Origin of the sequence: Vreelandella jeotgali Hwa (genome assembly GCF_000334215.1) — a bacterium.
GTDB classification, from domain to species: Bacteria; Pseudomonadota; Gammaproteobacteria; order Pseudomonadales; family Halomonadaceae; genus Vreelandella; species Vreelandella jeotgali.
Genome location: NZ_AMQY01000014.1, coordinates 454,826 through 466,739, shown reverse-complemented (window position 1 = coordinate 466,739; position 11,914 = coordinate 454,826). Strand labels below are relative to the sequence as shown.

At 58.4% G+C, this 11,914-nt stretch carries 9 protein-coding genes and 2 rRNA genes; 10 read left to right on the top strand and 1 reads right to left on the bottom strand.

The window, feature by feature from the left end; translation table 11 throughout:
* Both C793_RS0108145 and rrf read left to right on the top strand, forming a co-directional pair.
* A 23S ribosomal RNA gene (locus C793_RS0108145) occupies positions 1–2,346 on the top strand; the annotation flags it as partial.
* A 96-nt stretch (positions 2,347–2,442) separates the two neighbouring features.
* A 5S ribosomal RNA gene (rrf, locus tag C793_RS0108140) occupies positions 2,443–2,558 on the top strand.
* Between the two features lie 82 nt (positions 2,559–2,640).
* Here rrf and C793_RS13685 read toward each other — a convergent pair.
* A complete protein-coding gene (locus tag C793_RS13685; RefSeq protein ID WP_017430444.1) occupies positions 2,641–2,850 on the bottom strand; it encodes a hypothetical protein in 210 nt (69 codons plus the stop codon).
* A gap of 109 nt (positions 2,851–2,959) precedes the next feature.
* Between C793_RS13685 and C793_RS0108130 the strand changes: the two genes are divergently transcribed.
* The 8 genes from C793_RS0108130 to pheT all read left to right on the top strand — a co-directional run bounded on the left by C793_RS0108130 (position 2,960) and on the right by pheT (position 11,829).
* The gene (locus C793_RS0108130) at positions 2,960–3,427 is read left to right on the top strand and encodes a DUF2489 domain-containing protein (protein WP_017430443.1); all 468 of its coding nucleotides are present in this window, start codon (positions 2,960–2,962) and stop codon (positions 3,425–3,427) included.
* 406 nt (positions 3,428–3,833) lie between these two features.
* Complete coding sequence (locus C793_RS0108125; protein ID WP_017430442.1) at positions 3,834–4,703, top strand: OmpA family protein; 870 nt, start codon at positions 3,834–3,836, stop codon at positions 4,701–4,703.
* Between the two features lie 327 nt (positions 4,704–5,030).
* On the top strand, positions 5,031–6,953 hold the full coding sequence (gene thrS / locus C793_RS0108120) for a threonine--tRNA ligase (RefSeq protein WP_017430441.1): 1,923 nt from the start codon (positions 5,031–5,033) through the stop codon (positions 6,951–6,953).
* Between the two features lie 12 nt (positions 6,954–6,965).
* Positions 6,966–7,505 (top strand): translation initiation factor IF-3, encoded by a 540-nt coding sequence (gene infC / locus C793_RS0108115; RefSeq protein ID WP_281103816.1) that lies wholly within the window; start codon positions 6,966–6,968, stop codon positions 7,503–7,505.
* Positions 7,506–7,590: 85 nt separating this feature from the next.
* Positions 7,591–7,785, top strand: a complete 195-nt coding sequence (rpmI, locus tag C793_RS0108110) for a 50S ribosomal protein L35 (RefSeq protein ID WP_017430439.1) — start codon at positions 7,591–7,593, stop codon at positions 7,783–7,785.
* A gap of 64 nt (positions 7,786–7,849) precedes the next feature.
* Entirely contained in the window at positions 7,850–8,203 is a 354-nt protein-coding gene (gene rplT / locus C793_RS0108105) for a 50S ribosomal protein L20 (RefSeq protein ID WP_017430438.1), read from the top strand.
* 198 nt (positions 8,204–8,401) lie between these two features.
* Complete coding sequence (pheS, locus tag C793_RS0108100) at positions 8,402–9,421, top strand: phenylalanine--tRNA ligase subunit alpha (protein ID WP_017430437.1); 1,020 nt, start codon at positions 8,402–8,404, stop codon at positions 9,419–9,421.
* A gap of 26 nt (positions 9,422–9,447) precedes the next feature.
* Positions 9,448–11,829, top strand: a complete 2,382-nt coding sequence (gene pheT / locus C793_RS0108095) for a phenylalanine--tRNA ligase subunit beta (RefSeq protein ID WP_017430436.1) — start codon at positions 9,448–9,450, stop codon at positions 11,827–11,829.
* Positions 11,830–11,914 lie beyond the last annotated feature (85 nt).

Here is an 11,914-nt window from a genome sequence, read left to right as displayed (position 1 = left end):
TGACCGCGTACCTTTTGTATAATGGGTCAGCGACTTATTGTCTGTAGCGAGCTTAACCGACGAGGGGAGGCGTAGCGAAAGCGAGTCTTAACAGGGCGCACAGTTGCCGGCAATAGACCCGAAACCGGGCGATCTACCCATGGCCAGAGTGAAGGTTGCGTAACAGCAACTGGAGGCTCGAACCCACTTATGTTGAAAAATGAGGGGATGAGCTGTGGGTCGGAGTGAAAGGCTAATCAAGCCCGGAGATAGCTGGTTCTCCTCGAAAGCTATTTAGGTAGCGCCTCACGTATCACCGCCGGGGGTAGAGCACTGTTTCGGCTAGGGGGTCATCCCGACTTACCAACCCGAGGCAAACTCCGAATACCGGTGAGTGCGAGCGTGGGAGACACACAGTGGGTGCTAACGTCCACTGTGGAAAGGGCAACAACCCAAACCGTCAGCTAAGGTCCCCAAATACCGGTTCAGTGGGAAACGAAGTGGGAAGGTTCAGACAGCCAGGAGGTTGGCTTAGAAGCAGCCATCCTTTAAAGAAAGCGTAATAGCTCACTGGTCGAATCGGCCTGCGCGGAAGATGTAACGGGGCTAAACCGGTTACCGAAGCTACGGACGCATCCGTCGGATGCGTGGTAGAGGAGCGTCGTGTACGCCGACGAAGGTGGATTGAGAAGTCCGCTGGAGGTATCACGAGTGCGAATGCTGACATGAGTAACGATAAAGGGCGTGAAAAACGCCCTCGCCGGAAGACCCAGGGTTTCTGTTCGACGCTAATCGGAGCAGAGTGAGTCGGCCCCTAAGGCGAGGCCGAAAGGCGTAGTCGATGGGAAACGGGTCAATATTCCCGTACCGGACTGTATGGCGATGGGGGAACGAAGAAGGCTAGGTGAGCCGGGCGACGGTTGTCCCGGTGAAAGTGCGTAGGCTGGAGAATCAGGCAAATCCGGTTCTCCCGGGCCGAGACACGAGACGAAGACACTCCGGTGTTGAAGTCATTGATGCCACGCTTCCGGGAAAAGCCTCTAAGCTCTACATACAGTGCGACCGTACCCCAAACCAACACAGGTGGTCAGGGTGAGAATCCCCAGGCGCTTGAGACAACTCGGGTGAAGGAACTAGGCAAAATGGTGCCGTAACTTCGGGAGAAGGCACGCCGCCACGCCGTGACGCCCCTCGCGGGTCGAGCGGAAGGCGGTCGAAGATACCAGGTGGCTGCAACTGTTTACTAAAAACACAGCACTCTGCCAACGCGCAAGCGGACGTATAGGGTGTGACGCCTGCCCGGTGCCGGAAGGTTAAGTGATGGCGTTAGCTCCGGCGACGCGCTTGATCGAAGCCCCGGTAAACGGCGGCCGTAACTATAACGGTCCTAAGGTAGCGAAATTCCTTGTCGGGTAAGTTCCGACCTGCACGAACGGCGCAATGACGGCCACGCTGTCTCCACCCGAGACTCAGTGAAATTGAAATCGCCGTGAAGATGCGGTGTACCCGCGGCCAGACGGAAAGACCCCGTGAACCTTTACTATAGCTTCACACTGGACGCTGATGATGCCTGTGTAGGATAGCTGGGAGGCATGGAACCCCGGTCGCCAGACCGGGGGGAGCCACCCTTGAAATACCAGCCCGGCATCATGGGCGTTCTCACTCCGATCCGTGATCCGGATCGAGGACCGTGTGTGGTGGGTAGTTTGACTGGGGCGGTCTCCTCCCAAAGTGTAACGGAGGAGCACGAAGGTACCCTCAGCACGGTTGGACATCGTGCAGTGAGTGCAAGAGCACAAGGGTGCTTGACTGCGAGACAGACACGTCGAGCAGGTGCGAAAGCAGGTTCTAGTGATCCGGTGGTTCTGCATGGAAGGGCCATCGCTCAACGGATAAAAGGTACTCCGGGGATAACAGGCTGATACCGCCCAAGAGTTCACATCGACGGCGGTGTTTGGCACCTCGATGTCGGCTCATCACATCCTGGGGCTGAAGTCGGTCCCAAGGGTATGGCTGTTCGCCATTTAAAGTGGTACGCGAGCTGGGTTTAGAACGTCGTGAGACAGTTCGGTCCCTATCTGCCGTGGGCGCAGGATGTTTGCGAAGGGCTGCTCCTAGTACGAGAGGACCGGAGTGGACGCACCTCTGGTGTTCCGGTTGTCACGCCAGTGGCATTGCCGGGTAGCTAAGTGCGGACGGGATAACCGCTGAAAGCATCTAAGCGGGAAGCCCCCTTCAAGATGAGACATCCCCGAGGCCGTGAGCCTCCTGAAGGGCCCAGCAAGACGAGCTGGTTGATAGGCCGGGTGTGGACGCGCTGCAAGGCGTTGAGCTAACCGGTACTAATGGCCCGTGAGGCTTGCCCCTATAACACCCAAGGGGTCGGGTCGCAGGACAACGAGAGACGCAACACCGTCGGATACGCGAGACGTGTCACAGCAGCTTGATATACGACCGGTCATGCCTGACGACCATAGCGGGCGGGAACCACCTGAACCCATGCCGAACTCAGCCGTGAAACCGCCCAGCGCCGATGGTAGTGTGGGGTCTCCCCATGCGAGAGTAGGTCATCGTCAGGCACGTACAGTGCAGAGAACCCGGCCGAGTGCCGGGTTTTTTGTGTGCGCGGGTTTTATGTAAGGCGGGATGAGCGAACGCGTCTCAGCGCTTATCCCGGCCAGGTAGCCGGGCGGGGTTACAGTTATTGGCTTCGTCCGGCCGGGCCCTGTCGCAGTTCTTCCCGCTGTCACCGGCAGGCACGCCGGCCCGTGTTTCCCGGGAGCCGTCGGGCCAGGTATAGGTTGTACATCCGGCAAGAACCGTGCCCGCGAAAAGCACGGTCAGCAGCCAGACGAACAGGAAGCGTTGCATCAATAATCTCCTGATAATAAAAAAGCAGGGCGAACCTGATACTGGTATGCGCGAAACAAAGTGATATGTATAGTATAAGTACAGTTTTAAGACTTTGAGAGGTGACCGCATGAATTTGTCGCTGGCGATAATACTACTGGTGGTGGGCATTGCCGTCATCACGGCCATGGTCATCCACGCGGTCAAACTCCGTCGGGAAGTTCAGAGGCGCGACGCTTTTCGCCACGAAGAGGATACCCGAGCAGTCACGAATAGCCTGGAAAACCTGGACCACGTTACCTCGGCGCTGGTACAGGGGCAGGTGGGTATCACGGAAGGGGCATGGCGATGCAAGGTGCTCCTTGAGATTATAGAACCGAGTCTCGCCGAGCGAGAGGACTTCAGCGCTTTTGCCGACGTATACAACCGCACCCGGCACCTCAGCACGCACTCTGCGCGTAGCAACCTGACACCTCGAGACCGTATGCGTGAAGACAAGGAGCGGCTGGAGGTAGAAAGTGAGATGCAGTCGGAGGTTATCCAGGCAGCGCGAGCCGTTATGCAATGGCGCGCCGAGGGTGGCAGGACTCTGCATTAATCCTCGAGCCTTCTTTCAGGGTGTGCACCATTGGCTGACCGTTGATGCACGAGGGCGATTGACTTCTGACCAATGTGAAACTCTCGACGTAGCGCATTGAAAAAACGGGTCATGGCTTTATGCTGGACTCGTGTTGTAGCCATATTTAAACTGTGTTCGTCAGCACGGGGCAATCGACACGATGTACCTTGCTGCTGAACACTGTTGCTTAATACGACACAGTCGAAGAAAAGTGAGGCATGGCAGAGCATCGTCGGTGCCTCTGCCTCCGGAGCCAAGGAGCGGCTGCTGTCGACTGGCTCAATCTTGTGGTCGACCAAAAGTAACGGATGTCCAAACAGAGAAACATGATAACGAGGAGCGGCATGGTGCCGTATCCTGCACCGGGTCAATCAAGGAGTTTTATATGAAAAAATCCACGACTGGTTTGCTCATCGGTTCTGCCCTGGCCGTCGGCCTCTCTGGCTGTGCCAGCTCGGCATCGCAGAGCGGCAGCCAAACAGCCGCCAGCAATGACAGCCAGAGCTGGTACCAGCATCCTGCCGTCTGCGGGATTGCCGGCAGTGTCATCGGTAGTAGCCTGGGCTATGCATCCAGCAGCGACTCGGATGAAGATACCGGTGCCGCGGTGGGCGCTACCGCCGGTGCGGCTCTGGGCGCCTATCTGTGCTCTGATGAAACCACTGAAGTGGAACAGCAGTGCCCGAGCTTCGGTGAAGTACCGGCCGGCGTAGCCGTTGACGCGGAAGGCTGCCCGCTGGATTCCGATAACGATGGCGTTGCCGATTTCCGTGACCAGTGCCCGGGCACACCGGCTGGCGTTGAAGTCAATGCAAAAGGCTGTCCGCTGGACTCGGATAACGACGGCGTGGCGGATTATCGTGACCAGTGCCCCGGTACACCGGCGGGTCAGGAAGTCAACGCGCTGGGTTGCCCGGAGAGCCTGGTGCTGGAAGGCGTCAATTTCGAGTTTGACTCGGCCAAATTGACGGCAAGCGCCGAGAGCGAGCTGAATGATGTCGCCGAGAAGCTGGTCAATAACGCCGAGGCGCGCGTACGCATCGAAGGCCACACCGATTCTGTCGGCAATGCGCAGTACAACAAGACACTGTCGCAGGAGCGCGCGGAATCCGTGGCTGATTATCTTCAGGCGAACGGGGTCGAGCAGGATCGCATGAAGTCCGTCGGCTTCGGTGAAGAGCAGCCGGTGGCTACCAACGATACGGATGCCGGTCGTGCCGAGAACCGTCGCGTTGAACTCGACGAATGGCAGTAAGCAGCAGCCGGTAACATGACGCTTTAACGACTCCTGCTCGACTGATGCCTTGAATCGTCGATTGAGTTTCCGAGTCGGATACCGGTAGAAAGCCTGCACCAACGAGCGGGAGGCGACATTGCCTCCCGCTTTTTGTTTATTGAATTAAGGGTTTGGCGTATAATATGTCGCCATTACGCGCCGTTCCGGTCGTTTTGACCGCTGTCTCGTCCCGTAATGTCATCAGGGATCATGACGAACCCCCTTATTGGACCCCCTTGTTGAAAACCATTGATAGCGATATGTGATCCTTGGTATGGATCACCACTGCGCTCAAGGAAAAACCGAATGCCCATAGTTACCCTGCCCGACGGCAGTCAGCGTACCTTCCAAGAACCGCTTTCCATCATGCAGCTGGCCGAATCCATTGGCGCCGGTCTGGCCAAGGCCTGTATCGCCGGCAAGATCAACGGTGTGCCGGTGGATGCAGCGGACATGATCAGCCACGATGCCGATGTCGCTATTCTCACGTCACGCGACGCCGAAGGGCTGGATATTATCCGCCACTCCTGTGCTCATCTGGTCGGCCATGCCGTCAAGCAACTCTACCCGGACGCCAAAATGGCGATCGGGCCGGTTATTGATGATGGTTTTTACTATGATGTGGATTTTGGCCGTTCCGTAACCCCGGACGACCTCGAAACGATCGAAGCGCGCATGCAGACGTTGATCAAGCGCGAGTATGACGTCGTGCGTGAATACGTCGACCGCGACAGAGCAATGCTGACCTTTCTGCATCGGGACGAGCCTTACAAGCAGGAAATCATTCGTGATATTCCGGATGGCGCCACCATCCGGCTGTATCACCATGAAGACTATGTCGATATGTGCCGTGGGCCGCATGTGCCCAACACCCGCCATCTGAAGGCTTTCAAGCTGACCAAGCTGGCCGGTGCCTATTGGCGTGGTGATGCTGAAAACCCCATGCTGACACGTATATACGGCACCGCCTGGGGAGATAAAAAGCAGCTCAAGGCGTATCTCAAGCGCCTGGAGGAAGCCGAAAAGCGCGACCACCGTAAACTGGCGCGCAAGCTGGACCTGTTTCACCTCCAGGAAGAAGCTCCCGGGATGGTATTCTGGCATCCCAACGGCTGGAGCATGTATCAGGCGTTGGAAAACTATATGCGCCAGGTCCAGCGTGCCCACGGCTATCAGGAAATTCGGACGCCGCAGGTTGTCGATCTGTCGCTGTGGAAAAAATCAGGTCATTGGGGGCACTACAATGAACTGATGTTTACCACCGAATCGGAAAAGCGCCATTATGCGGTCAAGCCGATGAACTGTCCGTGTCACGTCCAGGTCTTCAACCAGGGGCTCAAAAGCTATCGGGATTTGCCGCTGCGTCTGGCCGAGTTTGGCAGCTGCCATCGCAACGAGCCGTCGGGTTCCCTGCACGGCTTGATGCGTGTGCGCGGCTTTACCCAGGACGATGCGCATATTTTCTGCACCGAAAATCAGATTCAGGCAGAAGCCGAAGCGTTTATTGCGCAGACATTGGAAGTCTACAAGGCGCTGGGCTTTGACGATGTTGAGCTCAAGCTATCGACGCGTCCCGACGACTACCTTGGGGAAGCCTTTCTCTGGGATCAGGCCGAACAGGGGCTGGAGTCGGCGCTTGACGCTACCGGGCTGGAATGGACTCTGCAGCCGGGTGAAGGGGCGTTTTACGGTCCCAAGATTGAATTTTCCCTGCGCGACTGTCTCAATCGTGTCTGGCAATGTGGTACGCTGCAGCTCGACTTCAATCTGCCGGGCCGGCTGGGCGCCCAGTACGTTGATGAAGACGGTGAGCGCAAGGTGCCGGTCATGCTTCATCGTGCCATACTGGGGTCGTTCGAGCGCTTTCTGGGCATCCTGATCGAGCATTATGCGGGCGCCATGCCGCTATGGCTGGCACCGCAGCAGGTCGCCGTGATGACCATCACCGATTCACAGCGCGACTATGCCCTGGCGCTGGAGCAGCGCCTGAGCCAACAGGGGTTGCGGGTCAAGGCTGACTTGAGGAATGAGAAAATCGGCTTTAAAATCCGTGAGCATACGCTGCAGAAAGTTCCCTATCTCCTGGTGGTAGGAGATAAGGAAGTTGAGACTGACTCGGTTGCCTTGCGTACACGAGGCGGCGAAGACCTTGGTACCATGGCGGTTGAAGATCTTATCAAGCGCCTTGACACTGAGAGAGCAGTTCAGACGACATCGTCAATTGCCTAAGGAGACGGAGCAATCAAGCGAAGCAACCAGCGCGGGCGTCCACAAACCAAACGCCCACCAATGAACGAGCGCATAACCGACGACCAGGTTCGCCTTATCGACAACAGCGGCGAGCAGCTGGGCATTGTGCCCACGCCCGACGCCCTGGAGCGTGCCGAGGAAGCGGGTATGGATCTCGTGCAAATTTCGAATGCCGATCCCATCGTCTGCAAGATCATGGATTACGGCAAATTCGTTTTTGAGCAGAAAAAGCAAAAAGCCGCTCAAAAGAAAAAGCAAAAGCAAATCCAGGTCAAGGAAGTCAAATTCCGTCCTGGCACTGATGAAGGCGACTATAAGGTCAAGCTGAAAAACCTGACGCGCTTTCTGCAAAGTGGTGACAAGGGCAAGGTCACATTGCGCTTTCGGGGTCGTGAAATGGCACACCAGGATATCGGCCGCAAGCTGATGGAACGGATCGCCGACGACCTGGAAGATATCGGATCAGTGGAGTCCTTCCCCAAGATGGAAGGTCGCCAGATGATCATGATTCTTGCCCCCAAGAAGAAGTGATCCTGCGGCGAAGTAAACGGGCCGGTCCCTTCCCGGGATCGGTCGGCCCTGGGTTTTCTCAACAATATCGAGCGGAGTTTTTCTCATGCCGAAAATCAAGAGCAACAGCGGTGCAGCCAAGCGTTTCAAGAAAACCGCTAACGGCTACAAGCACAAGCAGTCTTTTCGTAGCCACATCCTGACCAAGAAGTCAACCAAGCGCAAGCGTCAGCTGCGGGGTATGCAGCAGGTTCACGGCGCCGACAAGGCACTGATTCAGCGCATGGTTCCGAATCAGTAATTGGTTGAATTTTCTGGATATCGCAACCCTGCGTAGCTCCAGTTCCTAATGTCAGGAGTGTGTTATGACTCGTGTTAAGCGCGGCGTAGTCGCCCGTCGTCGTCACAAGAAAGTCCTCAAGCAGGCCAAAGGGTACTACGGCGCCCGGTCGCGCGTTTTTCGTGTTGCCAAACAGGCCGTCATCAAGGCCGGCCAGTACGCGTATCGTGACCGCCGTAACCGTAAGCGCCAGTTCCGTGCGCTGTGGATTCAGCGGATCAACGCCGGTGCGCGCCAGAACGGCTTGTCGTACAGCCGTTTTGTCGGCGGCCTGAAAAAAGCCGGTATCGAAATTGATCGCAAGGTGCTGGCCGACCTGGCAGTTCACGAAAAAGAGGCGTTTGCCGCTATCGTGGAAAAAGCCAAGGCTGCCCACTAAGAACATTTCCGGCGCCGTGCGCGCTGGCAATGTCAAGGGTCTCGTGTCACAGGTCTCGTTATGTGACCCGTTCTCGTTATATGACCTGTACAGGGGGAGAGCAGCCGCTCTTCCCCTGTTTTTTTGTCAGTCCTATCTTGTCACTCCTGATACTTGTCATTTCTGACGTCAGGGAAAGCCTAATTCGGAGTCAATCGGATGGACCACCTTCCTACTCTGGTCTCTGACGCACGCTCTGCCATCCAGGCAGCACAGAGCGTCGCGGCACTGGACGAGCTGCGTGTCCGCTATTTGGGTAAAAAAGGCCAGGTAACGGCGCTGCTGAAAGAGCTCGGCGGCCTGCCGGCCGAAGAGCGTCCCGCAGCCGGTGAACGTATCAACCAGGCCAAGAAGACGCTTGCCGACGATATCGAGACGCAGCGCCAACAGCTGCAAAAAGCCGCCCTCGAAGCGCGGCTCGCTGAGGAAGAAATCGACGTGACGCTACCCGGACGCGGTCAGCGTCAGGGAGGGCTTCACCCGGTAACGCGCACGCTGGAGCGTATCGAGGGGCTTTTTACCCGTATCGGTTTCGACGTGGCCGTAGGGCCCGAAATCGAGGACGACTATCATAACTTTGAAGCGCTCAATATTCCCGCCGAGCACCCGGCGCGAGGTATGGCGGACACGTTTTATTTCGATGCCACGCGGCTGCTGCGCACCCATACCTCACCGGTACAGGTGCGCACCATGGAGACTACCGAGCCACCGATTCGCATCGTCTGCCCGGGGCGGGTCTATCGTAGCGATTCGGATCTGACCCATACGCCGATGTTTCACCAGATAGAAGGTCTGCTGGTGGATGAAGACATCAGTTTTGCCGACCTGAAAGGCACCATCGAAGATTTTCTTCACGGCTTTTTCGAGCGCAAGGATCTATCCGTGCGCTTTCGTCCGTCCTACTTCCCCTTTACCGAACCGTCAGCCGAAGTGGATATCGAGTGCGTGATATGCAGCGGTGACGGTTGCCGGGTGTGTTCCCACAGCGGCTGGCTGGAGGTCATGGGCTGCGGCATGGTGCATCCGGAAGTCTTCCGCCATTCGGCGATTGACGCTGAGCGCTACAGCGGCTTTGCGTTTGGCATGGGCGCCGAGCGTCTGGCCATGCTGCGATACGGTGTTGATGATCTGCGCTTGTTTTTTGACAACGATCTGCGCTTTTTGCGCCAGTTTGCCTAAGCCCATCGCTGAATACGGAATAGAACATGAAGTTTTCTGAACAATGGCTGCGCGAATGGGTTTCCCCGCAGCTGGATACACAGGCCCTGGCCGATCAGGTCACCATGGCCGGTCTGGAAATCGATGCTATTGACCCGGTTGCCGGAGCGTTTGACGGCGTGGTGGTGGCCGAAGTTCTGACTCGTGACCCCCATCCCGATGCCGACAAGCTGAGTGTTTGTACCGTCAATGACGGCTCGGCTGACCCCGTTCAGGTGGTGTGCGGAGCCCCCAACGTGGCGGCGGGGCAAAAGGTCCCCTTTGCCCGTGTAGGCGGGGTTTTGCCGGGGGATTTCCGCATAAAAAAGGCCAAACTGCGCGGCGTGGAGTCCCGGGGCATGATCTGCGCCGAATCCGAACTGGGACTCGCGGAAGACGCCTCGCCGGGTATTATGGTGCTGTCGACTTCCGCGCCGACAGGCGAGAATTTCCGCGACTACATGGCGCTCGATGACAACGCCATCGAAGTGGATCTGACGCCCAACCGCGGCGACTGCCTGAGCCTGAAAGGCGTGGCCCGGGAAGTCGGTGCGCTGAACCGTGCGGCGGTCACGCCGCCCGACACGCAGCCGGTAGCAGCGAGCCACGATACGCTACTGCCGGTCGACGTTGAGGCCGAGGCGCTTTGCCCTCGCTATGTCGGGCGGCTGATCCGCAACGTCAACGTGACGGCCGCCACGCCGCTGTGGATGGTGGAGCGCCTGCGCCGTAGCGGTATCCGCTCCATCGATCCCGTCGTGGATATTACCAACTATGTGATGCTGGAGCTGGGCCAGCCGCTGCATGCGTTTGACCGCGACAATCTTGCGGGTGGCATTGTGGTTCGTCAGGCCCGGGACGGCGAGCAGCTGACGCTACTCGACGGGCAGACCATCACGCTGCGCCCGGAAACCCTGCTGATCGCCGATCACGACAAACCGCTGGCGATTGCCGGCGTGATGGGCGGCGAGCATTCCGGCGTCAGCTCGTCTACAAGCAGCATTTTTCTCGAATCGGCGTTTTTTACCCCGTTGGCCGTTGCCGGTCAGGCGCGTTCCTACGGGCTGCATACCGACGCTTCCCATCGCTTTGAGCGCGGTGTCGACCCCCAGCTCGCTGCCACAGCCATTGAGCGAGCGACGTCGCTGCTGCTGGAGGTATGCGGCGGTGAGCCGGGCCCGCTCGTCGACAGGACCAGCGCAGCGCACCTGCCCGAGCCATCGCGGATGACCCTGCGCGCTTCCCGGCTGGAGAAGGTGCTGGGCAAGGCGCTGGAGGATCATCACGTCAGTGACATTCTGACCCGCCTGGGCTTTGCGGTAAGCGATGCAGACCACGGCTGGAATGTCACCGCGCCGAGTTGGCGCTTCGATGCCACCATCGAGGAAGACCTGATCGAGGAAGTGGCGCGCATCCACGGCTACAACAACCTGCCGGTACGCCGGCCGGCGGCGCGTCTGGGACTGCGGCCGGACAACGAAGCCGGTGTAACCGGGTCGCAGCTGCGCCGGCAAATGGTGGCGCGCGGCTATCAGGAAGCGATCACCTACAGTTTTGTGGCGCCCGAGTTGCAGGATGTGTTGCTCCCGGACGCGGTGTCGCCAACGCTGGCCAATCCCATTTCCACCGACTTGTCGGTGATGCGTGCGAGTCTCTTCCCCGGACTGGTACGCGCGCTGATGCATAACCTGAACCGCCAGCAGTCCCGGGTGCGTCTGTTCGAAACCGGCCTGGTATTCAACGGCCACCTGGATCATTTGACCCAGACGCCGATGCTGGGTGCGATGGCATGCGGAGCACGCCACCCGGAAAGCTGGAGCGGGCACCCCGAAACGGTGGACTTTTATGACGTCAAGGGCGACCTGGAAAGCCTTTTCGCCCTGGGCGGCTGTCCCGACGACTGGCGCATGGAGTCGGCGCGGCATCCGTCGCTGCATCCCGGGCAATGCGCCCGGATCCTGCACAGGCAGCGTGAAGTCGGCTGGCTGGGAACGCTGCATCCCGACGTGGGGCGCCAGCTGGGGCTCAAGGTCGACGCGGTGGGCTTTGAGGTGAGCCTTGAAGCCTTGAGCGACGGCGGTATCCCCGGTTTCAAACCGTTGTCACGCTATCCCGAAGTGCGTCGTGATCTCGCGTTCATCATCGACCGGGACGTGCCGGTACAAGCGCTGTTGGATACCGCCGTCGCCAACGCCGGTGAACACCTGAGCGATACGCGGCTATTTGACGTCTACGCGGGGCAGGGGGTGGCTGACGGCCACAAGAGCATTGCGCTGGGCTTGACCTGGCAGCACCCGTCGCGCACGCTAAACGATGAAGAAATCAATCAGTTGGTGGCTTCCATCGTGGAGCAGATGCAGCACGAGTTTAACGCCGAATTGCGAGGCTGAGCGCATTGTTCGGCCGGTTGGGCGTTAACCCCGTTTGCCGCCGAGGTTTGGCGCCACTCTTGCGGGTGGCGCCCGGTACAAGGAG